This window comes from Streptosporangium lutulentum, from assembly GCF_030811455.1.
Taxonomy (GTDB): domain Bacteria; phylum Actinomycetota; class Actinomycetes; order Streptosporangiales; family Streptosporangiaceae; genus Streptosporangium; species Streptosporangium lutulentum.
This window is the reverse complement of record NZ_JAUSQU010000001.1, coordinates 5907451-5931970: the sequence shown is the minus strand read 5'-3', so window position 1 is coordinate 5931970 and position 24520 is coordinate 5907451. Positions and strand designations below refer to the sequence as shown.

24 protein-coding genes are annotated in these 24520 nt (G+C 68.0%); 22 read left to right on the top strand and 2 right to left on the bottom strand.

Annotation, left to right across the window (positions count from 1 at the left end; all coding sequences use genetic code 11):
* Nucleotides 1-199 precede the first annotated feature (199 nt).
* From rpmE to J2853_RS26415, 4 genes are all read left to right on the top strand, one after another.
* Nucleotides 200-421, top strand: coding sequence for a 50S ribosomal protein L31 (gene rpmE, locus J2853_RS26430; protein WP_307562470.1), 222 nt, complete (start codon nucleotides 200-202; stop codon nucleotides 419-421).
* A gap of 111 nt (nucleotides 422-532) precedes the next feature.
* Nucleotides 533-1585 (top strand): peptide chain release factor 1, encoded by a 1053-nt coding sequence (gene prfA / locus J2853_RS26425; RefSeq protein ID WP_307562467.1) that lies wholly within the window; start codon nucleotides 533-535, stop codon nucleotides 1583-1585.
* Nucleotides 1586-1594: 9 nt separating this feature from the next.
* The gene (prmC, locus tag J2853_RS26420; protein ID WP_307562464.1) at nucleotides 1595-2449 is read left to right on the top strand and encodes a peptide chain release factor N(5)-glutamine methyltransferase; all 855 of its coding nucleotides are present in this window, start codon (nucleotides 1595-1597) and stop codon (nucleotides 2447-2449) included.
* 234 nt (nucleotides 2450-2683) lie between these two features.
* Complete coding sequence (locus J2853_RS26415) at nucleotides 2684-3349, top strand: L-threonylcarbamoyladenylate synthase (RefSeq protein ID WP_307562462.1); 666 nt, start codon at nucleotides 2684-2686, stop codon at nucleotides 3347-3349.
* Nucleotides 3350-3602: 253 nt separating this feature from the next.
* Here the strand turns inward: J2853_RS26415 and J2853_RS26410 are convergent, their stop codons facing one another.
* Nucleotides 3603-4640 carry an LCP family protein gene (locus J2853_RS26410; protein WP_307562459.1) on the bottom strand — a complete coding sequence of 346 codons (1038 nt, stop codon included), beginning with the start codon at nucleotides 4638-4640 and terminating at the stop codon, nucleotides 3603-3605.
* A gap of 275 nt (nucleotides 4641-4915) precedes the next feature.
* On the opposite strand from J2853_RS26410, the gene J2853_RS26405 reads away from it, so the two are divergent.
* The 16 genes from J2853_RS26405 (at nucleotide 4916) to J2853_RS26330 (ending at nucleotide 19382) form a co-directional block, all read left to right on the top strand.
* Nucleotides 4916-7084, top strand: a complete 2169-nt coding sequence (locus tag J2853_RS26405; protein WP_307562457.1) for a hypothetical protein — start codon at nucleotides 4916-4918, stop codon at nucleotides 7082-7084.
* A 28-nt stretch (nucleotides 7085-7112) separates the two neighbouring features.
* Nucleotides 7113-7493, top strand: coding sequence for a hypothetical protein (locus J2853_RS26400; RefSeq protein ID WP_307562455.1), 381 nt, complete (start codon nucleotides 7113-7115; stop codon nucleotides 7491-7493).
* Nucleotides 7494-7571: 78 nt separating this feature from the next.
* Complete coding sequence (gene glyA, locus J2853_RS26395) at nucleotides 7572-8837, top strand: serine hydroxymethyltransferase (RefSeq protein ID WP_307562453.1); 1266 nt, start codon at nucleotides 7572-7574, stop codon at nucleotides 8835-8837.
* Nucleotides 8838-8894: 57 nt separating this feature from the next.
* Complete coding sequence (locus tag J2853_RS26390; RefSeq protein WP_307562451.1) at nucleotides 8895-10193, top strand: glycosyltransferase family 4 protein; 1299 nt, start codon at nucleotides 8895-8897, stop codon at nucleotides 10191-10193.
* 152 nt (nucleotides 10194-10345) lie between these two features.
* Entirely contained in the window at nucleotides 10346-10771 is a 426-nt protein-coding gene (locus J2853_RS26385) for a Cg1360 family ATP-synthase-associated protein (protein ID WP_307562449.1), read from the top strand.
* Nucleotides 10772-10849: 78 nt separating this feature from the next.
* The gene (locus tag J2853_RS26380) at nucleotides 10850-11065 is read left to right on the top strand and encodes an AtpZ/AtpI family protein (RefSeq protein ID WP_307562447.1); all 216 of its coding nucleotides are present in this window, start codon (nucleotides 10850-10852) and stop codon (nucleotides 11063-11065) included.
* Nucleotides 11066-11132: 67 nt separating this feature from the next.
* On the top strand, nucleotides 11133-11924 hold the full coding sequence (atpB, locus tag J2853_RS26375; protein WP_307562446.1) for a F0F1 ATP synthase subunit A: 792 nt from the start codon (nucleotides 11133-11135) through the stop codon (nucleotides 11922-11924).
* A 63-nt stretch (nucleotides 11925-11987) separates the two neighbouring features.
* Nucleotides 11988-12221: an ATP synthase F0 subunit C gene (atpE, locus tag J2853_RS26370; protein WP_012888402.1), complete on the top strand. Its 234-nt coding sequence runs from the start codon at nucleotides 11988-11990 to the stop codon at nucleotides 12219-12221.
* Nucleotides 12222-12252: 31 nt separating this feature from the next.
* A complete protein-coding gene (locus J2853_RS26365) occupies nucleotides 12253-12801 on the top strand; it encodes a F0F1 ATP synthase subunit B (protein ID WP_307562442.1) in 549 nt (182 codons plus the stop codon).
* Between the two features lie 2 nt (nucleotides 12802-12803).
* A complete protein-coding gene (locus J2853_RS26360) occupies nucleotides 12804-13613 on the top strand; it encodes a F0F1 ATP synthase subunit delta (RefSeq protein ID WP_307568825.1) in 810 nt (269 codons plus the stop codon).
* 23 nt (nucleotides 13614-13636) lie between these two features.
* Nucleotides 13637-15286 carry a F0F1 ATP synthase subunit alpha gene (gene atpA, locus J2853_RS26355; RefSeq protein ID WP_307562440.1) on the top strand — a complete coding sequence of 550 codons (1650 nt, stop codon included), beginning with the start codon at nucleotides 13637-13639 and terminating at the stop codon, nucleotides 15284-15286.
* A gap of 3 nt (nucleotides 15287-15289) precedes the next feature.
* On the top strand, nucleotides 15290-16192 hold the full coding sequence (locus tag J2853_RS26350) for a F0F1 ATP synthase subunit gamma (protein WP_307562438.1): 903 nt from the start codon (nucleotides 15290-15292) through the stop codon (nucleotides 16190-16192).
* Between the two features lies 1 nt (nucleotide 16193).
* A complete protein-coding gene (gene atpD / locus J2853_RS26345) occupies nucleotides 16194-17621 on the top strand; it encodes a F0F1 ATP synthase subunit beta (RefSeq protein WP_307562436.1) in 1428 nt (475 codons plus the stop codon).
* A gap of 63 nt (nucleotides 17622-17684) precedes the next feature.
* Entirely contained in the window at nucleotides 17685-18092 is a 408-nt protein-coding gene (locus J2853_RS26340; RefSeq protein ID WP_307562434.1) for a F0F1 ATP synthase subunit epsilon, read from the top strand.
* 39 nt (nucleotides 18093-18131) lie between these two features.
* Nucleotides 18132-18545 (top strand): DUF2550 domain-containing protein, encoded by a 414-nt coding sequence (locus tag J2853_RS26335; RefSeq protein ID WP_307562432.1) that lies wholly within the window; start codon nucleotides 18132-18134, stop codon nucleotides 18543-18545.
* Between the two features lie 186 nt (nucleotides 18546-18731).
* Nucleotides 18732-19382 carry a choice-of-anchor C family protein gene (locus J2853_RS26330; protein WP_307562430.1) on the top strand — a complete coding sequence of 217 codons (651 nt, stop codon included), beginning with the start codon at nucleotides 18732-18734 and terminating at the stop codon, nucleotides 19380-19382.
* A 38-nt stretch (nucleotides 19383-19420) separates the two neighbouring features.
* On the opposite strand, the gene J2853_RS26325 is transcribed toward J2853_RS26330, so the two are convergent.
* The gene (locus J2853_RS26325; RefSeq protein ID WP_307562428.1) at nucleotides 19421-20023 is read right to left on the bottom strand and encodes a cob(I)yrinic acid a,c-diamide adenosyltransferase; all 603 of its coding nucleotides are present in this window, start codon (nucleotides 20021-20023) and stop codon (nucleotides 19421-19423) included.
* Between the two features lie 64 nt (nucleotides 20024-20087).
* Between J2853_RS26325 and J2853_RS26320 the strand changes: the two genes are divergently transcribed.
* Together J2853_RS26320 and J2853_RS26315 are read left to right on the top strand one after the other, a co-directional pair.
* Nucleotides 20088-23276: a S41 family peptidase gene (locus J2853_RS26320; protein ID WP_307562426.1), complete on the top strand. Its 3189-nt coding sequence runs from the start codon at nucleotides 20088-20090 to the stop codon at nucleotides 23274-23276.
* Between the two features lie 95 nt (nucleotides 23277-23371).
* Complete coding sequence (locus J2853_RS26315; RefSeq protein WP_307562425.1) at nucleotides 23372-24433, top strand: ABC transporter ATP-binding protein; 1062 nt, start codon at nucleotides 23372-23374, stop codon at nucleotides 24431-24433.
* Nucleotides 24434-24520: the final 87 nt, after the last annotated feature.

Sequence of the window (24520 nt, the reverse complement as noted above, 5' to 3'; positions counted from 1 at the left end):
GTGACCCGCCCGCGGACACGGCCGCCCCCGCCGGGGAATGTCTTGTGGCCTGGGATGGTTGGAGGATCTGGCACACTGGTAGCCGAACCGCAGCGGTTCCGGTTCCCGCCCGCGCGCACCCTGGTGTGCTCAGCGCGCAAGCCTTACAGGCGAGAGACAGTGGCGACCCGGCGACCGCGCTTTGGAGAGGATCTAAGACATGAAGCCCGACATTCACCCGGAGTACACCACCACCTCGGTGACCTGTACCTGTGGTAACACCTTCACCACCCGTAGCACCGCCAAGAGCGGCGTGATCCACGCCGACGTGTGCTCGGCCTGCCACCCGTTCTACACGGGCAAGCAGAAGATCCTCGACACCGGCGGCCGGGTGGCCCGCTTCGAGAAGCGCTTCGGCAAGAAGCCCACGACGGGTCAGTAGCCTCATCTCGACGCCGGCTCGGAACCACCCCCTTTCATTTCCAGGGGGTGCGCCCGGGTCGGCGTTCGTGGTGATTAGGCAGGCTTCAGCGCTTTCAAGGAAGGACGCACGGTGAACCTCGACGAGCTACTCAGTGAGTACGCCGAGCTGGAACTCAAGCTCGCCGATCCCACCGTGCACGCCAACCAGGCACAGGCTCGCACCTTCGGCAGGCGGTACGCCGAGCTGACCCCGATCATCACCACCTATCGGGAGCTCGAGGGAACGCGGGACGACCTCGGAACGGCCAGGGAACTGGCGTCGGAGGACCAGGCCTTCGCCGACGAGGCCAAGGAGCTCGAGGCCCGGATCCCCGAGCTGGAAGAGAAGCTCAGGCACCTGCTGGTCCCGCGTGATCCCAATGATGACAAGGACATCATCATGGAGATCAAGGCGGGTGAGGGCGGCGAGGAGTCGGCGCTGTTCGCCGGCGACCTCCTGAGGATGTACCTGCGGTACGCCGAGCGCGTCGGCTGGAAGACCGAGCTCATCGACGCGACCCATTCCGACCTCGGCGGCTACAAGGACGTCACGGTCGCCCTGAAGGCCAGGGGCGACGAAGGCGTCTGGTCGAGGCTGAAGTTCGAGGGCGGTGTGCACCGCGTCCAGCGAGTGCCGGTCACCGAGTCGCAGGGCCGCATCCACACCAGTGCGGCCGGTGTGCTGGTCTACCCGGAGGCGGAGGACGTCGACGTCCAGATCGACCCGAACGACCTTCGCATCGACGTCTACCGGTCCAGCGGCCCCGGCGGCCAGAGCGTCAACACCACCGACTCGGCCGTGCGGATCACGCACATCCCGACCGGCGTGGTCGCCTCCTGCCAGAACGAGAAGAGCCAGCTCCAGAACAAGGAGTCGGCCATGCGCATCCTGCGGGCCCGCCTGCAGGCCATCGCCGAAGAAGAGGCCAACGCCGCCGCGATGGCCGAGCGCAAGTCTCAGATCCGGACGGTCGACCGCTCCGAGCGCATCCGCACCTACAACTTCCCCGAGAATCGCATCTCCGATCATCGTGTCGGCTTCAAGGCCTATAACCTCGATCAGGTGCTCGACGGTGACCTCACCGCCGTCATCCAGTCCCTGCTTGACGCCGAGATGGCGGAGAAGCTCGCCGCCCACTCATAGAACGCGCCCATGACCTTTCTGCTGGACGAGATCGCCCTCGCCACCGCCCGGCTCGCCGAGGCAGGTGTGCCGTCGCCGCGCACCGATGCCGAGGAGATCGCCGCCTGCGTCCACGGCGTACGGCGCAGCGAACTGCACGTGGTGAAGGACTCGGACTTTGACGCGCTGTTCTGGGAGGGCGTCGCCCGGCGGGAGTCCCGCGAGCCGTTGCAGCACATCACCGGGCGGGCGTACTTCCGCTACCTGTCCCTGGAGGTCGGGCCCGGGGTGTTCGTGCCGCGTCCGGAGACCGAGGTCGTGGCGGGCTGGGCCATCGAGCGGTTGCGGGAGATGGACGTCGCCTCGCCGGTGGTCGTGGATCTCGGCACCGGCTCGGGCGCCATCGCCCTGTCGATCGCCCAGGAGGTCGCCCTGGCCACGGTGCACGCGGTCGAGGTCGATCCGGACGCCTACCGCTGGGCCAAACGCAACATCCTGGAGCACGGCCAGGGCCGCGTCCACCTGCACCCTGAGGATCTGGCCGACGCCCTGTCCGAACTCAACGGCCAGGTGGACCTGGTGATCTCCAATCCGCCCTACATCCCGCCGGGCGCGATTCCCCGCGATCCCGAGGTCCGCGACTACGACCCCCACCGCGCGCTGTACGGCTCGGGCAGCGACGGCCTCGACGAGGTCAGGGCGGTCGAACGGACCGCCAGACGGCTGCTCCGCCCCGGTGGGTTCGTCGCTGTGGAGCACGCCGACCAGCAGGGCACCCCGGTCTACCTGATCTTCTCCGAGGACAACGGATGGCGCGACGTCCGCAGCCGCCAGGATCTCACCCGCAGGGACCGCTTCGTCACCGCCCGTTTTGGCCAGGAATAGGATGGCACGGCGTGAATGTCAGTGGATATAGCAGCCTTTGGCTCATTGATGACGAGCCGCTAGGCGGGGAGGCATGCGAGTGAGCGTAGCGAGTGAACCAGTAGACACAGCAGCCTTTGGCTCACTGATGACGAGCCGCTGGGCGGGGAGGCATGCGAGTGAGCGTAGCGAGTGAACCAGTAGACACAGCAGCCTTTGGCTCACTGATGACGAGCCGCTAGGCGAGGAGGCAAAGTGAGCCGAAGTTATGACTGCACGGACCCCGAGCAGCGAGCCGCCGGTCTGACCGACGCCGCGTCGGCCATACGGCGGGGTGAGCTCGTGGTGCTCCCGACCGACACCGTCTACGGCATCGGAACGGACGCCTTCACCCCGTCCGCGGTCACCTCGTTGCTGGAGGCCAAAGGGCGTGGCCGGGACATGCCGGTGCCCGTGCTGGTCGGGACCGTGCGGGCCGCCAACGCCCTCGTGGAGAACCTCGGCCCGTACGGCCAGGATCTCGTCGACGCCTTCTGGCCCGGTCCGCTCACGCTGATCTGCCGCGTGAACAGGTCGCTGTCGTGGGACCTGGGTGACAGCAAGGGCACCGTCGCCCTCCGGATGCCGTTGCACGCCGTCGCCCTCGACCTGCTCAAGGACCTCGGCCCGATGGCGGTCTCCAGCGCCAACCGCTCCGGTGCCCCGGCCGCGACCACGGCCGCCGACGCGGAGAAGCAGCTGGGCGACTCGGTCTCGGTCTATCTCGACGACGGCCCGTGCAACGACAACACCCCGTCCACGATCCTCGACCTGACCACGGCGGTGCCCCGGCTGCTGCGCCGCGGGGCCGTATCGGTGGAGAAGCTGCGTGGTGTGATCGGCTATGTCGCCACTGACGGCGGCTCCGAGTCGGACGGGTAACCACAGACCCGAGCGTTCCGCTTCCTGCTGTCGGGACCGGGCGTTGCCCGCTCCACCCCGGTGCCGTCGGCACCGTGCGGACACTGGGACGGCTGGGCTGTGGCGGTGAGCGGGTCGCCCGGACCTCTCCCGGGGAGCGGACGCGAAGGGACCGGCGGCGTGCCGAGAACCGGTCCCCAGCCCCGCAGCTGTCCCGGAAGCCCGGGGGACGTGGTCGCGAGGGCCGGGGGAGCCCGGTGATCCCGGCCGGCTCTCAGCGGACCTCGTCTACGGCGTTGCCGCTGTCGTTCTCCCTGACGTAGTCGTCGACTCTGTCGTCCTGGATCGCCTCGCTGAGGGCTCGGACCTGTGGCAGATCCAGATAGACGACGCTCTGTGAGTCCTCCATGCCGGTGCCCTTCACCGGCATGGTGACGTAGTCGAGCGAGTCGAGGCCGGTCAGTTTGAGCATCCGCGATCTGAGGACGCCGGGGGTGACCCCCGAGTCGACACTGATCGCCTTGGTCAGGGACCGCAGCAAATCGTTGAGCTTCAGGGGATTGGTGAGGGTCTCGGTGCTGAGCACCTTGTCGGCGATGGAGTTCAGCAGTGCCTGCTGACGCTTGATCCGGTCGAGGTCCCCACCGGGAAGGTTGGCGCGCTGGCGGACGAACTGCAGGGCCTGCTCACCGTTCAGGTGCTGGCGGCCGGCTTTCCAGGTGACGTTGTTGAACGGGTCTCGCACGGTCCGTGCGATCTCGACGTCAACCCCGCCGATCGAGTCGGTGGCCGAGGAGAACCCTTGGAAGTCGATCGCCGCGTAGTGATCGATCCGGACTCCGGTGACCTTCTCGATGGTTTTGATCAGCAGGGCGGGCCCACCCCAGGAGAAGGCGGCGTTGATTTTCGCCTTGCCCTTCCCGGGAACGGAGACCCACGAGTCTCGCGGGATCGAGATCACGCAGGCGCGGTTTCCGCTCTCGGAGAGATGGATCAGCATGATCGTGTCGGTGCGTTGCTCGCCGGGCCGCCACAGCCGGGTCGTCGCGTCCTTGCCGGTGGTCGCCTTCTCCGACCGGCTGTCGGTTCCGACGAGCAGCCAGTTCTCACCCACCCCCACTTCGGGCGGGGGCCGCTCGGACTCAAGGGTGGGGAGGGCGTCGGGGATGCGAACGATCTCAGAGTCAAGGCTGCTCTGAAAGGCGTAGAGCGTTCCAGCGGTGCAGGCGCCCATCAGGATTCCTGCGGTTCCCGTGATCAACAGGAGGCGGAGAGCGCGGTGCATGGGGGATGCCCCTATCGGGTCAGACATACCAACAAGAGTTGCTATGCAACCTGCGCTACCTTATGCCGCACTAATGATATTTGGCACTTTCGGTTTCCTCGTTTTTGCGTCACCGAGGTCGCGGCGGGCTTGACGTCACGAAGGGGCCGCGCCCAGTGGCGTACGCCCGGGGTGATCGGCCGGAGGACTCCACGTCACCGAATGCCGTTCGGGCCCGTGATCCATGCCGTCTGATTATCACCGTGACGCGCGGCGTTCTCCCCGGTACCGTGAAGTGGGCCGACACCCTCCGGGAGACGTCCATGGGCAAGTTCGAAGGAATGGACCCCAAGCTGGTCCGTGACCTGCTGTCCGAGGTGCAACAAGCCGCGGTGCGGATGCGGAGCGATGAGGAGCGGGTCAACCACCTGATGCGCGGGGCGGGCCTGCCCGCGCCGTCCACTCACCGTCCGGCCCAGATCGCCGACGACTGCGAAAAAATGATCCGTGACGTCTCCAACCGCGTGGAGCTGCTGGAGAAGAAGGTCAAGCAGGAGGGCACGGCCCCTCCCGCGGAGCCGAGGGCCGGAGGCGTGGGATCCGATTCTCGCAAGGCCGAGACTGATTCCCCGGGTGGCGACGCCAGGCCCCGTGTCGGTGACCAGTCGGCTGACACCGCTCCGCGTGACAATCCCAAGGATCAGCCCGCATCGGACACTCCCAAGGGCGACGACGCGAAGTCCAAGACCGATTCCAAGGGCGACGAGACCTCTCCCCGGGACGGTTCGAAGGATTCTCCGCGGGCTGAGGATGCCAAGCCGGAGACGGGGTCGAAGGATTCTCCGCGGGCTGAGGATGCCAAGCCGGAGACGGGGTCGAAGGATTCTCCGCGGGCTGAGGATGCCAAGCCGGAGACGGGCTCCAAGGACTCTCCCCAAGCCGGTGATCCCAAGCCGGAGACCGGTTCCAAGGGTGACGAAATCTCCCCACGCGAGGGGGAGGAGCCCAAGGACGTCGTGAAGCCGGAACCACTGGATCCCGACCCTGTGCCGGAACCGAGGCCCGAGGCGGAGGACGCACAGCCGCAGGCTCCGCGAGACGAGTATGTGGACTCGGTGGTTCCCGGGCCGGGTGAGAGTTCTCGGGATGGTGAGCAGCCTGTTGACCCGGCGCCGAGGGAGACGCCGAATCCCGATCCCGTGCCGGAGGAGCCGAGGGCGGACGATGCGCGGCCGCAGGCGCCGAGGGTCGAGGACTTGAAACCGGCGGTTCCGGGGCCGGGTGAGAACGTTCAGGGCGGGGCGGGGCCGGGGCCGGGTGAGAACGTCCAAGGTGGGGTGGCTCCAGGACCGGGTGAGAACGTTCAGGGCGGTGAGATTCCGGGGCCGGGTGAGAACGTTCAAGGTGGGGCGGTTCCGGGGCCGGGCGAGGGTGCTCAGGGCGGTGAGCAGCCTGTCGATCCGGCGCCGAGGGAGACGCCGAATCCCGATCCCGTGCCGGAGGAGCCGAGGGCGGACGACTCGCGGACACAGGTCGACCAGATCAACGACACGTCGCCACGCACCGGGGAGACCACGCCCGACGCCCCCGCGAACGACCCCGACGGCAAGGGCGACGTCGGTTCCAAGGGTGACGAGCGCTCCCCCAGGGAAGAGGGCGGCACGTCAGGCACCGACATCGTGGACACCCCGCAGAAGGACCATCCCGACGACATCGACCAGAGCGGCGACTCGCAACCGAAGGTCGTGGAGATCGATGGGGTGAAGGTGCTGCAGATCCCGCTCGACTCGCCCACGGCGGAGCAGGTCAGCGAGCTGTTGAAGAACATCGAGGACATCCCGCCGTTGGGGATGCCCGAGGTCGACGGCGTCTCCGACGTCTCAGGCCAACCCGGCTGGGTCGAGCCGAACGAACCGCTGTCCTCGGCGAAGCCTGACTTCCCCCTCCTCGACACCGCCGAGCCGGCTCCCGGTCAGACGGTCCAGCCGCCGGACACGGACGGAAAGGCGGCCACGCCACCGGCCGGAACGGCTCAGGGAGGTGCCCCGGCGCAGTCGATCGGGACGGCTCTTTCTGTGGACGCCGGGACGCAGTCGGTGGGCACGACCACTTCCGGAGACGCCGGGACGCAGCCGATCGGAACGGGCGTCTCCGGCGACGCCGGGACGCAGGCCGCGGGAACGGCGACCGGGAACGCCCCGGGGCAGACCGTGGGGACGGGAGACGAGGGGGCGGTCGCGCGGTGGGCGGACGACGGCAGTGACGTCGTCTCGGCCGAGGCGGGCCCGCTGGACATGGACGCGCTCAAGACGCTCGTCGACAATGTCAGTGAGATCGAGCCACTGGACATGCCGGGCGTGCAGGTGCCCGACGGAGAGACCTGGGGCGAGGGCGCCTGGGCGCCCATGGACATCAGGCCCGACGGCCCGGCGGACGACGTGGATCCCGGTGACCCGCTGCGGTCGATTCCGCCACTCGGCGGCGGAAAGTGAGGCGGACAGTGAGCGTGAGGAGTCTGTGATGTTCGTGGATCCACCCGCACCGCAGCCGCTGCAGCCGGGAGAGACCCCGCCGGTCTCGGGAGGCGTCGGGCTGCCGTCTCCGGACACCGCCATGTCGTGGGAGTTCAATCCCGACTACCAGCGGCTGGTCATGATGTGGAGACAGGTGCTCCCCGTGCTCGACACGCTGACCGCCTCCCTGGACAAGGCCTACCAGCTCGCCAGGAGCAGGGACGTCTGGGACGCACCCGTCTCGGGCCGCTACGTCGAGGACATGACGGCGTGGCGCACCCGTCTCGGTCTCTACCGGCAGGCGATCCTCACGTCGATCAGTGATCAGGCCGCCGACACGCCGAGGTGGATCCCCGTCGCCGCCGGAGCACCGCACGCATTCTCATGACGACGCGCGGCTGACGTGGGAAAAGAGGGCCGAGCGGGCTTACAGTGGGGGTGAGTCGTCATCCCCGGGATGTGAGCCATGGGCGCAGAGCCGTACTACGGGCCTGATTTCGGTCTCCTGCAGAGGCAGGACCCTGAGGTCGCGCGCGTTCTCCTCGATGAGCTGGACCGGCTCCGCGGCGGCATCCAGCTCATCGCGAGCGAGAACCTCGCCTCGCCCGCCGTGCTCGCCGCGCTCGGTTCGACGCTCACCAACAAATACGCCGAGGGGTATCCCGGCAGGCGTTACTACGCGGGCTGTGAGGTGGTCGACCGGGCGGAGCAGCTCGCGATCGACCGGGCCAAGCGGCTCTTCGGCGCCGACCACGTCAACGTGCAACCCCATTCGGGCGCCTCGGCCAACCTCGCCGCGTACGCGGCCCTCCTCCAGCCGGGTGACACCGTGCTGGCCATGGCGTTGCCGCACGGCGGCCATCTCACTCACGGCTCCCGCGTCAACTTCTCAGGCCGGTGGTTCGACGTCGTGGCGTACGGCGTGCGCAGGGACACCGAGCTGATCGACTACGACGAGGTCAGGGGCCTGGCGCTGCGGCACCAGCCCAAGATGATCATTTGTGGTGCCACGGCGTATCCACGCGAGATCGACTTCGCGGCCTTCAGGGGGATCGCCGACGAGGTGGGCGCCTGGCTGCTGGCGGACGTCGCGCACACCATCGGCCTGATGGCGGGAGGAGCCCTGCCGTCCGCCGTGCCGTACGCCGACGTGGTGACCTTCACCACGCACAAGGCGCTCCGCGGCCCGAGGGGCGGCGGCATCATGTGCACGCAGGAGCTGGCGTCCAGGGTCGACCGGGCGGTCTTCCCGTTCGTCCAGGGCGGTCCGCTCATGCACGCGATAGCGGCCAAGGCGGTGGCGTTCGGCGAGGCGCTCCAGCCGGAGTTCGCGCAGTACGCGCGGCGGGTGGTGGACAACGCCCGGGTGCTGGCCGACGCCCTGGCGGCCGAGGGCATGCGGCCCGTCTCCGGGGGCACGGACAGCCATCTGGCGCTGATCGACCTGAGGGACGCCGGGGTCACGGGCGCGGTGGCCGAGCAGCGGTGCCACGACGCGGGGATCATCCTGAATCGCAACGCGATCCCGTACGATCCCGAGCCGCCCACGGTGACGTCCGGGATCCGGGTCGGCACCCCCTCCGTCACGACGCAGGGGATGGGGCCCGAGGAGATGAAAGAGGTGGCCTCGATGGTGGCGCAGGTCATCCGGAGCCCGGACGCGGCAGGAGAGACAAGAAGGCGGGTCATGGAGCTGACGCGGGCCTGTCCGGCATATCCCAGGGAACTATGAGCTGTTCTGTGTCGTTTTCCGGTCACAGTTGGCCGGACTATCCGCGAAACTAGGTCCGTGCGCGAATATCTACTCATGGCGCTGGTGGCGGCGGCGATGACCTATCTACTGGTCCCGCTGGTCCGCGTTTTCGCCATTCGCATCGGTGCGATGCCCGAGGTCCGTGACCGCGACGTGCACACCACGCCGACGCCCAGACTCGGCGGCCTGGCGATGTACGGCGGGCTCGTCGCGGGCCTGCTGGTCGCCAGCGAACTGCCCTACGCCGGCGGCAAGCTCGCCGAGGGCAAAACCGTGATCGCGCTGATCCTCGCGGGCGGTCTGATCACGCTGACCGGCTTCCTGGACGACTGGTGGGGCATGGACGCCCTCATCAAGTTCGCCGGGCAGATCGGCGCCGCGGGCGTGCTCGTCGCCTTCGACGTCAGCCTGCCGTGGCTCCCGCTGCCCACCTCTCTGGGCGGGCAGACCAGCCTGGACTCGACGCTGAGACCGGTGATCACGATATTGATCGTGATCATCATGATCAACGCGGTCAACTTCGTCGACGGTCTGGACGGTCTGGCGGCCGGCATCGTCGGCATCGCGGCCATGGCCACGTGGACGTACTCCATCGCCCTGTCCAAGGACTACGGGGACAGCAGCATCAACGTCACGGCGGTGATCGCCTCGGTGCTCATCGGCATGTGTCTGGGCTTCCTGCCGCACAACTTCCATCCGGCGAAGATCTTCATGGGTGACACCGGGGCGATGCTGATCGGCCTGGTGCTCGCCTCCACGATGATCACCGTGACGCCGCTCGACTCCAGCAACATCAACCGGTTCCCCGTGGTCCTTCCCCTCATCGTGCCGGTCGCGATCCTGGTGCTGCCGCTGCTCGACCTGATCATGGCGGTGGTGCGGCGCACCTCCAACGGCCTGTCGCCGTTCGCCCCCGACCGGGGCCATCTCCATCACCGGCTGCTGGACGTCGGCCACTCGCACCGGCGCAGCGTCCTGATCATGTACACCTGGACCTTCCTGTTCGCCTTCACGGTCGTGGGGCTGTCCATCGAGGGCGTTCCGCTCGTCCTGTTCCCGCTGACCGTGCTGCTGGCCGTCGGCGTGCTGGTGGTGATGTCGCTGCCGCGCTGGCGCGCACGCCGGGAGGCCGGCGGTGGTGGGGGCCACGGGGCGCACAGCGCCGGTCGTCGCTCGCGCCCTGACACGGTGCCGGTCCAGTCTCCTCCGCCCTCCCCCGAGGGGCCGGGTCCCCGGTCGGCCGCCGACAACGACACGGCGATGCTGACCGCGCTCCCCGACATGACGCTCGTCGCCCCCCGGTCGAGTTTCTCAAACCCTGAGACGCGGCTCTGAGCACCCTCCGGTAACCCAATGATCGTTTACTTGAAACGGCAGGTAAAGGCGGCCTTCCAAGAGCTTGTGATAGCTTTCACTAACAGAAGCTCAACCAGATGAGCTTTGCAAGGTAGCAATCGCTCGCTTGATAAAAGTTACTTGGAGTGCCGATGCAGGCCAACGACATACGTCTCCTGAAGGGGGCGGCGATACCCACGGTGCTCGTGGGTCTGCTCGTGATCCTGGTCGCCGCTCTGATCGCCGGAGGCAAGGGAGCACTGGGCGCCGCCGTCGGGACCCTGATCGTTTGCGCTTTCTTCACCATCGGCGTGATCGTCGTCTCCTATGCCAGCCGCGTCTCGCCCATGATGATGATGACCGCCGCGGTTCTGAGCTACGTGGTGAAGATTCTCATCATCATGGTCCTCCTCAGGACGTTCGAAGACGTCACCGTCTTCGAGCCGAAGGCATTCGGCTGGGCCGCCATCGTGTGCACGGTCGCCTGGAGCGTGGGTGAGATGCGCGGCTTCATGAAACTTAAAATGCTCTACGTCGACCCCGAGGCGGGGACTGTGGGCCGGGACGGTTCCCGGTGAGGCGTATTATCTCGCTGGCGGGTCCGACCCTGCCCGATATGACTAGTCCTCGTCGCGGCTGCTATCGTCATGCCCGCGATGAGCGAAAAGAAAATCCGGCCCGAGGACGACGGTCGCGACTTTGCCAGCGCCGCCTGGTCGATCCCCAGTTATCTCCTCTCCGGGATGATTCTGTACGGCGGTGCCGGTTGGTTGCTGTCCAAATGGACCGGCGTGGTCGCCTTCACTCCGATCGGGCTGATCCTCGGAGTCGCTCTAGCCGTCTACCTGGTCTACCGGAAGTACGGTCGCTAGCCTTCGGCGGCGGTCGCTTCGCTGACGAAGCCATTTCGATCCACTACCACGCTGAAGGGAACGCCGCGTGAGCACGCTGACGCTCCTCGCCCCCGGGGACGAGTTCACGCCTCCGGGCCTGGAACTCTTCGACTCCCCGCCGATAATCTCAGGTGTCGACTGGTTCACGAAGCCGGTGTTGCTGGCGATCCTGAGCACGCTCATCGTCGTCGCCTTCTGCTGGTCCGCCTTCGCCAACCCGAAGCTGGTGCCCCGGGGCGTCCAGAACATCGGTGAGATGGGCTACACGTTCGTCCGCGACCAGGTCGCCCGGCCGTTCCTCGGCAAGGACGCTGACCGGTGGATGGGCCTGCTGCTCAGCATCTTCTTCCTGGTCTGGATCTGGAATGTGATGGGTGTCGTTCCCGTCCTGCAGTTCCCGGTCGCCTCGCACATCGCCTTCCCGATCGTGCTGGCGGTGAGCATCTACGTCCTCAAGGTCTACCTGGGCGTCAAGCACCAGGGCCCGGTCGGCTACTTCAAGAACATGATGTTCCCCCCGGGGCTGCCCAAGCCGATCTACGCGCTGCTGGCCCCGATCGAGTTTCTCTCGAACATGATCATCGCTCCCTTCACCCACGCGGTGCGACTGTTCGCCAACATGTTCGCCGGCCACCTCATTCTTGCCTTCTTCAGCACGGTCGGCTTCTGGTTCCTCTTCGAGAAGCTCACGCCGCTGGGCGCCCCGCTCGGCGTGGTCGGCGTGATCATGACGGTCGCGATGACCGGCTTCGAGATGTTCATTCAGTTCCTGCAGGCGTTCCTCTTCGCGATGCTCGCCGCGATGTACATCGGCAACTCGCTCCACGCCGACCACTGAGACCAACCTCCAATAGTTCAGACCGGTGGAAGGTTCCACCGGCCGACCGTAAAGGAAACAGGAATGTCCGTCCTCGCTGAGGTCACCGGCTCCCTCAACGCTCTCGGTTCGATCGGTTACGGTCTTGCCGCCATCGGCCCCGGCATCGGTGTCGGCATCATCTTCGGTCAGGGTGTGCAGGCCATCGCCCGCCAGCCCGAGGCCTACGGCCTGATCCGCCAGAACATGCTGCTCGGCTTCGTTCTGACCGAGGCGCTGGCTCTGATCGGCCTCGTCGCGCCCTTCATGTTCCGCTAAGACGCAAGAACCCTGACGGAAGGCTGCACCAATGATTCTGGCAGCTTCGCTCCTGGCAGCGGAGGAGGGTGGCAACCCTCTTATCCCACATACTTCCGAGCTGGTTGTCGGCGGCTTCGCGTTCTTCCTCGTACTCCTCGTTGTCGGCAAGATCCTCACCCCTCGCATTCAGAAGACTCTGACCGAGCGGACCGACGCGATCGAGGGCGGCCTGAAGCGGGCCGCGGACGCGCAAGAAGAAGCTCAGGAAGCTCTCAAGCAGTACAGGGACCAGCTCACCGAGGCTCGTCACGAGGCGTCACGTCTCCGTGAAGAGGCTCGTGAGCAGGGCGCGCAGATCAAGGCCGAGCTCCGCGAGGAGGCGCAGGCCGAGGCCCGCCGTCTCATCGAGGCCGCGCACACCCAGATCGAGGCCGACCGCCAGCAGGCGTTCGCCCAGCTTCGCTCTGAGATCGGTCGCCTGTCGACCGATCTGGCCGGCCGCATCGTCGGTGAGTCCCTTGAGGACGAGGTGCGTCAGCGCCGCACCGTCGACCGGTTCCTTGAGGAGCTCGAGTCGAGCAACGCGGCGGTTCGCTGATGATGAGAGGCCTGAGCAGGGCTTCGCTGGCCGAGGTCGAAGAGCGCTTCAACGCGGTGGCGGGAAGCGCCGACCTCGGCACGCTGGCCGACGAGCTTTTCTCGGTCGCCGACCTGTTCGACCGTGAGCACGGACTCCGCCGAAACCTGTCCGACCCCGCCCGTCCGGCGGCCCAGAAGGCGCAAGCCGTACGGGTCCTGCTGGAGGGCAAGGTCAGCAACGCGGCACTGGAGACGGTGACCGCGGCCGTGTCCGCCAAGTGGGCGCGTTCCGGTGACCTGTCCGACGCGCTTGAACGTCTCGGCGTCATCGCCGCGGCGGCCGAGGCCGAGGCGCAGGGCAAGCTCGACGAGGTCGAGGACGAGCTGTTCCGGTTCGGGCGCATCGTCGCCTCGAACCTGGAGCTGCACCGGACCCTGGCCGCCCAGGGCGTCTCCGCGCAGGGCAAGGGAGAGCTCCTCACCTCCCTGCTCGGCAGCAAGGTCGCCCCCACCAGCCTTCGTCTGATCACGCAACTCGTGGTTCATCCCCGAGGACGTAGCCTGGACAGAGGCTTGGAGGAGTTCGGCAGGCTGGTCGCCGCCCAGCGGCAGCGGCTCGTCGCGGTGGTGCGCAGCGCCATCGAGCTCTCCGAGGAGCAGAAGCAGCGTCTCGCCACGTGGCTGCGCACCTCGTACGGCCACGACGTTCATCTGAACGTCGAGGTGGATCCGCGAGTGATCGGAGGGTTCTCGGTTCACATCGGGGACGACCTCATCGACACCACCATCGCGGGACGAATCGAAGAAGTCCGCCGCCGGTTGGCCGGCTAGGCGAATAGGGAGACTGAAGAGAGATGGCGGAGCTTACGATCCGGCCGGATGAGATCCGGGACGCACTTGAGCGCTTCGTCCAGGCGTACGAGCCGGAAGGCGCCGCGCGCGAGGAGATCGGGACCGTCGTCGACTGCGGCGACGGTATCGCCCATGTCTCCGGCCTTCCCTCGGCGATGGCGAACGAGCTGCTTGAGTTCGAGGATGGCACGCGTGGCCTGGCACTGAACCTGGACGTCCGGGAGATCGGTGTCGTCGTTCTGGGCGACTTCAGCAAGATCGAGGAGGGCCAGTCGGTCCGCCGGACGGGCGAGGTCCTGTCCGTGCCGGTCGGCGACAACTTCCTCGGCCGAGTGGTCGACCCGCTGGGCGTACCCCTGGACGGAAAGGGCGCCATCGAGGCCGAGGGCCTGCGTGCCCTCGAACTCCAGGCCCCCTCCGTGGTCGAGCGTCAGCCGGTGAAGCAGCCGCTGCAGACCGGCCTCAAGGCGATCGACGCCATGACGCCGATCGGCCGCGGACAGCGCCAGCTGATCATCGGTGACCGTGGCACCGGCAAGACCGCCGTCGCCGTGGACACCATCCTCAACCAGCGGGAGAACTGGCTCTCCGGCGACCCCGACAAGCAGGTTCGCTGCGTCTACGTCGCGGTCGGTCAGAAGGGCTCCACGATCGCCCAGGTCAAGGGCCGCCTCGAGGAGGCGGGCGCGATGGAGTACACCACCATCGTCGCCGCTCCGGCGTCCGACCCGGCCGGTTACAAATACCTCGCCCCCTACACCGGTTCGGCCATCGGCCAGCACTGGATGTACCAGGGCAAGCACGTCCTCATCGTCTTCGACGACCTGACCAAGCAGGCCGACGCCTACCGCGCCGTCTCGCTGCTGCTGCGCCGCCCGCCGGGCCGTGAGGCCTTCCCCGGCGACGTCTTCTACCTACACTCCCGTCTGCTCGAGCGCTGCGCGAAGCTCTCCGCCGACATGGGCTCGGGCTCGATGACCGGTCTGCCGATCGTCGAGACCAAGGGCAACGACGTCTCGGCGTTCATCCCCACCAACGTCATCTCCATCACCGACGGCCAGTGCTTCCTCGAGACCGACCTGTTCAACTCGGGTGTGCGTCCGGCCATCAACGTCGGTGTCTCCGTCTCCCGAGTGGGTGGCTCCGCGCAGGTCAAGGCGATGCGGAAGGTCGCCGGTACGCTGCGCCTGTCGCTGTCGCAGTTCCGTGACCTGGAGGCCTTCGCCTCCTTCGCCTCCGACCTGGACGCGGCCTCCCGTGCCCAGCTGGAGCGTGGCCAGCGACTGGTCGAGCTGCTCAAGCAGGCCCAGTACAGCCCGTTCGCGGTCGAGAAGCAGGTCGTCTCGGTCTGGGCCGGCACCACCGGCGAGCTCGACGACGTCCCGGTCGAGGACATCCGCCGCTTCGAGACGGACTTCCTGGACTACCTGTCGCGCGAGCACAAGGGCGTCTTCGACAGCATCCGCGAGACCAACGACCTGTCGGACGACACGGTGCAGGCGCTCAAGGACGCCATCACCGAGTTCAAGAAGGGTTTCGAGACCGCTTCGGGCGACCTGCTGGTCAACGACGAGCCCGTCGAGGCGCTCGACGCTTCCGAGGTCGGCCAGGAAAAGATCACCAAGCGCGTCCGTCCGGCAGAGAAGAAGTAGCCGATGGGTGCCCAGCTAAGAATGCTGCGGCGGCGTGTCAGGTCGCTGAAGTCCATGGCGAAGATCACGCGCGCTCAGGAGCTGATCGCCTCGTCGCGCATCGTGAAGGCGCAGCAGCGGATGCAGGCGGCCGTGCCGTACGAGCGCGAGATCATTCGCGCCGTCACCGGTGTTGTCAGCAACACCGGCAGCATCGACCACCCGCTGACCGTGGCGAAGGAGAACGCGACCAAGGCCGCCGTTCTCATCGTCACCAGCGACAGCGGCTTCTGCGGTGGCTTCAACGTGAACGTCCTGCGTGAGGCCGAGGCCCTGAGCAACCTGCTGAAGGACAAGGGCGTCACGCCCACGCCCTTCGTGACGGGTCGCAAGGGCGTCGCCTGGCACACCTTCCGCGATCGGGAGATGGGTGGGCAGTGGACGGGATTCTCCCGTAAGCCCTCCTACGCCGACGCCAAGGAGATCGCGAACGCGCTGATCGAGGCGTTCTCCGCGGAGGACGGTGTCGACGAGATTCACATCGTCTCCACCGAGTTCGTGTCCATGCTGACGCAGGAGGTCGTGGTCCGGCGGATCCTTCCCCTGGTGGTCGAGGAGACCGCCGAGAAGACCGACGACACGCCGCTGCCGTACTTCGAGTTCGAGCCCACCGCCGGAGACGTGCTCGACTCGCTGCTGCCCCGGTACGTGGAGTCGCGCATCTTCACCGCGCTGCTCCAGTCGGCGGCCTCCGAGGAGGCCGCGCGGCGCCGGGCAATGAAGTCGGCGACCGACAACGCCAACGACCTGATTGGCGACTTCACACGGCAGATGAACCAGGTCCGCCAGGCCGAGATCACCCAGGAAATCAGCGAGATCGTCGGCGGCGCGAACGCGCTGGCTGACTCCGCAGCGGGGAAAGAGTGAAATGACTGCACAGACTGTTGAGACCGGCGTGGGCCGCGTCGCGCGCGTCACCGGTCCCGTCGTCGACGTGGAGTTCCCCGTCGAGGCGATGCCCGAGATCTACAACGCCCTGAAGGTCGAGGTCGTTCTCGGCGGCGAGACCAAGGTTCTGACCCTGGAGGTCGCCCAGCACCTGGGTGACAACCTCGTCCGAGCCATCTCCATGCAGCCCACCGACGGTCTGACCCGCGGTGCGGCGGTGTCCGACACCGGCGACGCCATCTCGGTGCCGGTCGGCGACGTCGTCAAGGGCCACGTGTGGAACACCCTCGGTGAGTCGCTGGACGTCGAGACCGCGTCGCTCAAGATCAACGAGCGCTGGGGCATCCACCGTCCGTCGCCCGCCTTCGACACCCTCGAGTCGCGGACCGAGATGCTCACCACCGGCATCAAGGTCATCGACCTGCTCACCCCGTACGTGCAGGGCGGCAAGATCGGCCTGTTCGGCGGCGCGGGCGTCGGCAAGACCGTTCTGATCCAGGAGATGATCCGCCGGGTCGCCCGTAACTTCGGTGGCACCTCGGTGTTCGCCGGCGTCGGCGAGCGCACCCGTGAGGGCAACGACCTCTGGCTGGAAATGGAGGAGGCGGACGTCCTCAAGGACACCGCGCTCGTCTTCGGCCAGATGGACGAGCCCCCGGGCACGCGTCTGCGCGTCGCGCTCTCCGCCCTCACCATGGCGGAGTACTTCCGTGACGTGCAGAAGCAGGACGTGCTTCTGTTCATCGACAACATCTTCCGGTTCACCCAGGCCGGTTCCGAGGTCTCCACCCTGCTCGGCCGCATGCCGTCCGCGGTGGGTTACCAGCCGACCCTGGCCGACGAGATGGGCGTTCTGCAGGAGCGCATCACCTCGACCCGTGGTCACTCGATCACCTCGATGCAGGCGATCTACGTCCCCGCGGACGACATCACCGACCCGGCCCCGCACAACGCGTTCGCGCACCTCGACGCGCAGACCGTTCTGTCGCGGCCGATCTCGGAGAAGGGCATCTACCCCGCGGTGGACCCGCTCGACTCCACCTCGCGGATCCTCGACCCGCTGATCGTCGGCGAGGAGCACTACCGCGTCGCCCAGGAGACCAAGCGGATCCTGCAGAAGTACAAGGAACTGCAGGACATCATCGCGATCCTCGGTATCGACGAGCTGTCCGAAGAGGACAAGGTCACGGTCAACCGGGCCCGCCGCATCGAGCGTTTCCTCTCCCACCCGATGTACGCCGCCGAGGCGTTCACCGGTCAGCCCGGAGAGAACGTTCCGCTGGACGAGACCATCGCCTCGTTCAAGGGTCTGTGCGCCGGTGACTACGACCACCTGCCCGAGCAGGCGTTCTTCATGGTCGGTGGCATCGAGCAGGCCGTCGCCAAGGCCAAGGAACTCGCCCGCTAGTCGCCTTCGGTGCCGGTACGGCTTGCCGTACCGGCACCTGGTTCGAAAGGAACTGGAGAGAAAGTGGCGAAGCTGCGAGTAGGCGTCGTCTCGCCGGAACGTGAGATCTGGTCCGGCGAGGCCGACATGGTGATTGCCAAGACCGTCGACGGCGAGATCGGTATCATGCCTAGACATGCACCCGTGCTCGGCGTTCTCGTCGAGGGTGGAGTGTTGACGGTCAAGCGTGGCGACGGTGAGTCCGACCTCGTCGCCGCGGTTCACGGCGGGTTTCTCTCGGTGGCCAACGACGAGGTGTCGATCCTGGCCGAAGTAGCCGAGCTCGGTTCCGAAGTGGACGTCTCGAGGGCGAGAAACGCCCTGGAGCGTGCGCAGACCTCGGCCGAGGGCAACCGGGAGGATGAGGACGCCGCCGCCGAGGCCAAGCGTGCCAGGGCCCGGTTGCGAGCGGCCGGCGAAGAAGTCGGATAAATTCGGCTTCTTAGCGGTACGGGCGTTGGGGGCGCAGACATGGTGGTGCTGGACGTACTCATCGTGGTGGCGCTGCTCGTCGCCCTTCTGGCCTCCCGGGTGCTCGTTCTGACCCGATCTCGCGGCTCGGTGCTGTGTTGTCTGCGCCCGATGCCGGGGGAGCGAGGCTGGCGGGTGGGGGTAGCCCGATACGCCGACGGCCAGCTCAACTGGATTCCACTCATAGGTCTGCTTCCAAGGCCGCGCCACGTCATCGTGAGGCGCGGCCTTGTTGTTTCCGGGCGTCGCACGGTCGGGTCCGGTGAGTTCTTCGGGTTCATCGAGGGTGTGACCGCGCTGGAGTGCCGCAACGGGCAGAGCGCCTTCGAACTCGCCATGGGCTACCGCGCCCTCACCGGGTTCGTCGCCTGGCTGGAGTCCGCCCCGCCCAGCGCCTATCTCGACGTCGCCTGACGTCTGCCGTACGGCCCGCCGGCCGGGCGTGCCATCAGGACAGATCCCTTCCTCTCCGTTACCGTGGATCTTCGTTGGCTACCGAGAGTGCCGATTCGTTGACGAAGGGTGCGCGATGCGTGCCGGTCCCGTCGCGGCGGCCACTTCATCCCGTCGCGAAGCGGATCGCACCATAGGAGGAAGGTCATGATTTTTTCGGCCCGTCGCCCGAAACCGGCCAGGCCGGCGGCCTGCGGCCTGGCCCTCTGCGTCTCCGTCGTCTCCGTCGTCTTGCCGGCCGCGGGGGCGCACGCCCTCGCGACGGCTCCGCCGGTCGGCAACGGCGGGTTCGAGAGCCCGCCGACCGTCGGACAGGCCTTCCACGACACGGGGAGCAGCATCGGGGCGTGGAGCGTCACGGCGGGATCCGTCGACCTGATCGGTGTCGGCGGCCCGTTGCGACCCGCCAAGGGAAAGCAGTCTCTCGATCTCACGGGCTACCGGCCCGGGACGATCGAGCAGACCATCCCCACGACGGCGGGGCGCTGCTACACCGTGAGCTTCGCCCTGGCGGGGAACACCTTCGGCCCTCCCATCGTGAAGGCGGGATACGCGCGGGTGACCCAGGGGCCCGTCACCGTGCAGAAGAACTTCACCTTCGACATCACCGGGAAGACGCCGCTGAACATGGGCTACGTCCGGGAGAGGCTTCACTTCTGCGCGGAGGGCCCGGAGGCGACCCTGAGCCTGGTGTCCACCACCAACGGGGCGTACGGCCCGGCGATCGACGACGTGACCGTCACCCCGCGACCGCGCTCCACCGAGCTTGAGGTGGAGGTGCCGAGCCAGGACGGCTGACCTCTCCGAGCCGCAGGACCCGGCGAGGTGCCGGGGACCTAACGAGTGCCGCCGGGCTTCCAGAGGATCTCCTCGCCGCCCGCGGCCACCCGGCAGAGGATGAACATCAGGTCGCTCAGCCGGTTGAGGTACCGCGCGGTCAGCGGGTTCACGTCGTCGTGCGCCTCCAGGGCGGACCAGACGGTCCGCTCGGCCCGCCGGATCACGGTCCTGGCCACGTGAAGGTGGGCGACGACCGGGGTGCCGCCCGGCAGGATGAAGCTGCGCAGCGGCTTGAGCCGCTCGTTGAACTCATCGCACCGCTCCTCCAGCCACTCGACGTAGGAGGGCTCGACCCGCAGCGGCGGGAACTCGGGATTCTCCACGACCGGGGTGCACAGGTCGGCGCCGACGTCGAACAGCTCGTTCTGGATCCGGACGAGGACGCGGGCGATGTCCTCGTCGAGGGAGCCGTCGGCGGCTCCAGTGGCCAGGGCCACGCCGATCGCCGCGTTGGCCTCCTCCACGTCCGCGTACGCGGCCAGACGGGGATCGGTCTTGCGAGCGCGGCTCATGTCGCCGAGCGCGGTGGTGCCGTCGTCGCCGGTGCGCGTGTAGATCTTGGAGAGCACAACCGGCTGGTTTTTATCGGCTCGCGTCATAGGGCTCAGCGTATCCGCTGGGAAATAATCAGTTTGACCCTATAGCGGACAATATGATTTACCGATGGCTTCTGGTTTCTACCTGCGATTCCCTCACATATCCCATGAGACGCTGACGTTCGTCGCCGACGACGACGTCTGGGCGGTCCCCGCGAACGGTGGCCGAGCGTGGCGTCTCTCCTCGGACCGGGCTCCCGCGAGTCATCCCCACCTTTCCCCCGACGGGACGAAGGTCGCCTGGACGAGCGTTCGAGAGGGGGCTCCCGAAGTTTTCCTGGCCGACCTGGAGTCCGTCTCGGCCGAGCGGCTGACCTACTGGGGCGACGCCCGGACTCGTACGCGCGGGTGGACACCGGACGGCAGGATTCTCGCGGTCAGCGCGACCGGGCAGCCGTTCGCCTCGCGGACCTGGGCCTACGCGCTGGGTGACGGTCAGGCCGAGCGTCTGCCCTACGGCCCGGTCGGCGACCTTTCGATCACCGAGGACTCCGTGGCGCTGCTCGCCGCCTCCCTCGCCCGTGACCCCGCGGCCTGGAAGCGCTACCGGGGCGGCACGGCGGGGCGCCTCTGGGTCCAGGAGGCCGGCGGTGACTTCACCCGGCTCCTGGCGGAGGTGAACGGTCACTTCGCCAGCCCGATGCTCGTCGGCGGCCGTCTGGCCTTCCTCTCCGACCACGAGGGCGTCGGCAACCTCTACTCCTGCGCGCTGGACGGCACCGGACTGCGCCGCCACACCGACCACGACGTCTTCTACGCCCGGCACGCCACCACGGACGGCACCCGGATCGTCTACCAGAACGCCGGTGACCTCTACCTCCTGGACGACCTCGACGGCGAAGGGCGCAAGCTCGACGTCACGCTCGGCTCCCCGCCGCGCGGGCGGCAGCCGTACCAGGTCAACGCGGGCAGGCGGCTGCACGACCTGGCCGTGGACGAGACCGGCCGGGCCAGCGCGGTGGAGGTCCAGGGCTCGGTGCACTGGGTGACCCACCGGGACGGCCCGGCGCGGCAGCTCAGCACCGGCCTGTCGGCGGGCCGGCCTCGCGTCCTCGGCGCGGACCGGGTGGTGTGGGCCTTCGACGACGGCGAGCGGCAGGGCCTGGAGATCGGCCCGGTCGGCGGCGGGGAGAGCCGCAGGATCGCCGCGGGAAAGCTGGGCGAGGTCGGCGATCTGGCCGTCGCGCCCAATGAGAACACGATCGCGGTGGCAGCCAGGGACGGGCGGCTGCTCCTGGTCGACGTGGCCTCCGGCGAGGTCACCGAGCTGGCCAGGGCCAACGGTGAGATCAACGGGCCGACCTGGTCGCCCGACTCCGCCTGGCTGGCCTGGTCACAGCCGGAGGGCGAGCACCTGCGCAGGATCCGGCTGGCCAGGATCGCGGACCGCGTCGTCACCGACGTCACCGACGGCCGGTTCATGGACATCTCGCCCGCGTTCACCGGTGACTACCTGGCGTTTCTGTCTCGACGCGGCTTCGACCCCGTCTACGACGCGCACTCCTTCGACATGGCCTTCCCGTTCGGCTACCGCCCCTATCTGGTGCCGCTGGCCGCGTCCACGCCGTCGCCGTTCGCGCCCAGCTCCGACGGCCGGTCGACGGGCGATTCCGGGGGTTCCGGGGACTCCGGCGACTCCGGGGAGGACAAGAAGGAGGAGGGCGGCACCGCGCTCACCGTCGACCTGGACGGCATCGCCGCCAGGGTCGTGCAGGTGCCGGTGCCCGAGGGCCGCTACTCGGACCTGAGGTCGGTCAAGGGCGGGTTCGTCTGGCTCCGCGAGCCGCTGGCCGGAGAGCTCGGTGAGGACAGGGACCGGGTGGGGGGTGAGTCCCCCCGTCCGGCGCTGGACCGCTACGACCTCGCCAAGCGCAAGTGCGAAGAGGTGGTGGAGAAGCTCGACTGGTACCGGGTGAGCGGTGACGGCACCCAGCTCGTCGTCAGCGACAAGGGAACGCTGACGGTCTGCTCGGCCACGGGCAAGTCGTCCGGCGGCAAGAACGGCGACGACACGACCGTCGACCTGTCGCGGATCCGGATCACCGGCGACCCGCAGGCCTACCGGCATCACGCCTACACCCAGGCGGGCCGCCGGATGCGGGCCGACTTCTGGGTCGACGACATGGCCGACGTCGAGTGGGACGCGGTGCTGGAGGAGTACCGGCCGCTGGTGGATCGCGTCGCCACCGCGGACGACTTCGCCGACCTGCTCTGGGAGGTCCTGGGAGAGCTGGGAAGCTCGCACGCCTACGTCAACGGCGCTCCGTGGGAGCACATGGGGTTCGAGCGGGTCGGTCTGCTCGGCGCCGACCTGTCCGTGAACGGTGACGGCCGCTGGCAGGTGGACCGGGTGCTGCCCGGCGAGTCCTCCGACGTGCATGCCCGCTCACCGCTGGCCGTGCCCGGGGCGGGAGTCCGGCAGGGGGAGACGCTGCTCGCGGTCGACGGCCGCCCGGTGCCGCCGGAGGGGCCCGCCAGGCTGCTGGTCGGCGCCGCGGACAAACCGGTCGAGCTGACGCTGGAAGGCGGCCGGCGAGTGGTCGTCACCCCGCTCCACGACGATCGGCGTCTTCGCTACCAGGACTGGGTGGCCGGGCGCCGGGCGCATGTCAGGGAGCTCAGCGGGGGCCGTCTGGGTTACCTGCACATCCCGGACATGGTCGCCGAGGGCTGGGCGCAGTTCCATCGTGACCTGCGCAAGGAGATGGCCTTCGAGGGGCTCGTCGTGGACGTCCGGGGCAACCGGGGCGGCCACACCTCCGAGCTCGTCATCGAGAAGCTGATCCGCCGGGTCATCGCCTGGGACCTGCCCAGGGGCATGGCGCCGATCACCTACCCCGAGGACGCCCCGCGCGGTCCGCTGGTCGCGGTCACCGATCAGAACGCCGGATCCGACGGCGACATCGTCACCGCCGCCTTCAAGATCCACAAGATCGGGCCCGTGGTGGGCACCCGTACCTGGGGTGGCGTCATCGGCATCGAGAACGGCCATCGCCTGGTCGACGGGTCGCACATCACCGTGCCCAAGTACTCGTTCTGGTTCGAGGGACTCGGCTGGGGGGTGGAGAACTACGGCGTCGACCCGGACGTCGAGGTCGACATCACTCCCGATGACTGGGCGGCCGGGCGGGATCCGCAGATCGAGGAGGCGGTACGGCTCGCGCTGGCCGCGCTGCAGGAGCGTCCCGCGGCGACCCCGCCGGACCCGGCGACCCGTCCCTCCCGCCGCCGCCCGGCACTGCCCCCCCGCTCGTAGATGACATTTGTCATCTCGATCACCTGAAAGATCCGTATCTCTCCGGTGATATCGACGACTACCTGCCAAAAGGCGGGAAGTCGATGATTATCCACATGACACTACGACAGCGTGTGGACGTGACGGACACCGAAGCCGCCGACCTCGACAACGTGATCGAGGTCGGCGGGCTCCGGCAGAAGTACGGTGACTTCGAGGCCGTGCGCGGCGTCTCCTTCACCGTTCCGAGAGGCGAGATCTTCGCCCTGCTCGGCACGAACGGCGCCGGCAAGACGACCACGATGGAGGTGCTGGAGGGCTTCACCCCCGCCACCGACGGCACCGTCCGGGTGCTCGGCCTCGATCCGATCAGGAATCGGCGCGAGCTGCGCCTCCGCGTGGGGATCATGTTGCAGGAGGGCGGCTTCCTCGGCGACCTCAGTGTGGCCGAGACCGTGGACCTGTGGAAGGGACTGAGTGAGGACGCGGGGCGTCCCGTCACCCTGTCCGGCACCACCACGCTGCCCGGCCACCTCACCCTCATGGGCCGCGTCAGGGGAGTGGACCGGCGGACCATGGGGGCGCTGGAGCTGGTCGGCCTGGAGAACAAGGCCAGGACCAAGGTCCGGCAGCTCTCCGGCGGGCAGAAGCGCAGGCTCGATCTCGCGCTCGCGGTGCTGTCGGCCCCCGAGGTGCTCTTCCTGGACGAGCCGACCACGGGGATGGACCCCGAGGCCCGCCGGACCACGTGGAAGGTGATCGAGGATCTGCGGGCCGGCGGCACCACCGTGCTCCTCACCACCCACTACCTGGAGGAGGCCGAGCGCCTCGCCGACCGGCTGGCCATCATGCACGAGGGCCGGATCCACACCTACGGCACGGTCGAGGAGGTGGTGGCCGGCTCCGGCGACACCATCTCCTTCCGGCTCCCCGGCACCACCTGGTCCTTCGGCGACCTGCCCTCCCTGGACGGCACCGCTCCCACGCTGACCTACGCGGGCGGCGGCACCGAGGTCGGCTACATCCTGACCGGCGAACAGGCCGAGGCCCGCGCTCACGCCGCGCTCCGGCCGCTGCTGAGGTGGGCCGACGAGCAGGACGAAACCCTGGAGCGGCTGGCCGTACGCAGGGGAACCCTCGAGGACGCGTTCATGCGAGTGGTCGGAGACGTCCGATGAGGCGGACCGGATCCGGCGGGGGAAGCGGAGCGATCCGCGAGGAAGCGGCGACCGAGCAGCGGGCACAGCGCACGAGGAGTGGTGAGT

Excerpts from the sequence above, each read along its gene's own strand:
- rpmE (WP_307562470.1), top strand. The coding sequence starts at position 200 with ATGAAGCCCGACATTCACCCGGAGTACACCACCACCTCGGTGACCTGT.
- prmC (WP_307562464.1), top strand. The coding sequence starts at position 1,595 with ATGACCTTTCTGCTGGACGAGATCGCCCTCGCCACCGCCCGGCTCGCC.
- J2853_RS26410 (WP_307562459.1), bottom strand. The coding sequence starts at position 4,640 with ATGTCTGACCCGATAGGGGCATCCCCCATGCACCGCGCTCTCCGCCTC.
- J2853_RS26405 (WP_307562457.1), top strand. The coding sequence starts at position 4,916 with ATGGGCAAGTTCGAAGGAATGGACCCCAAGCTGGTCCGTGACCTGCTG.
- J2853_RS26400 (WP_307562455.1), top strand. The coding sequence starts at position 7,113 with ATGTTCGTGGATCCACCCGCACCGCAGCCGCTGCAGCCGGGAGAGACC.
- glyA (WP_307562453.1), top strand. The coding sequence starts at position 7,572 with ATGGGCGCAGAGCCGTACTACGGGCCTGATTTCGGTCTCCTGCAGAGG.
- J2853_RS26385 (WP_307562449.1), top strand. The coding sequence starts at position 10,346 with ATGCAGGCCAACGACATACGTCTCCTGAAGGGGGCGGCGATACCCACG.
- J2853_RS26380 (WP_307562447.1), top strand. The coding sequence starts at position 10,850 with ATGAGCGAAAAGAAAATCCGGCCCGAGGACGACGGTCGCGACTTTGCC.
- atpE (WP_012888402.1), top strand. The coding sequence starts at position 11,988 with ATGTCCGTCCTCGCTGAGGTCACCGGCTCCCTCAACGCTCTCGGTTCG.
- J2853_RS26365 (WP_307562442.1), top strand. The coding sequence starts at position 12,253 with ATGATTCTGGCAGCTTCGCTCCTGGCAGCGGAGGAGGGTGGCAACCCT.
- J2853_RS26360 (WP_307568825.1), top strand. The coding sequence starts at position 12,804 with ATGAGAGGCCTGAGCAGGGCTTCGCTGGCCGAGGTCGAAGAGCGCTTC.
- atpA (WP_307562440.1), top strand. The coding sequence starts at position 13,637 with ATGGCGGAGCTTACGATCCGGCCGGATGAGATCCGGGACGCACTTGAG.
- J2853_RS26350 (WP_307562438.1), top strand. The coding sequence starts at position 15,290 with ATGGGTGCCCAGCTAAGAATGCTGCGGCGGCGTGTCAGGTCGCTGAAG.
- atpD (WP_307562436.1), top strand. The coding sequence starts at position 16,194 with ATGACTGCACAGACTGTTGAGACCGGCGTGGGCCGCGTCGCGCGCGTC.
- J2853_RS26335 (WP_307562432.1), top strand. The coding sequence starts at position 18,132 with ATGGTGGTGCTGGACGTACTCATCGTGGTGGCGCTGCTCGTCGCCCTT.
- J2853_RS26330 (WP_307562430.1), top strand. The coding sequence starts at position 18,732 with ATGATTTTTTCGGCCCGTCGCCCGAAACCGGCCAGGCCGGCGGCCTGC.
- J2853_RS26325 (WP_307562428.1), bottom strand. The coding sequence starts at position 20,023 with ATGACGCGAGCCGATAAAAACCAGCCGGTTGTGCTCTCCAAGATCTAC.
- J2853_RS26320 (WP_307562426.1), top strand. The coding sequence starts at position 20,088 with ATGGCTTCTGGTTTCTACCTGCGATTCCCTCACATATCCCATGAGACG.
- J2853_RS26315 (WP_307562425.1), top strand. The coding sequence starts at position 23,372 with ATGACACTACGACAGCGTGTGGACGTGACGGACACCGAAGCCGCCGAC.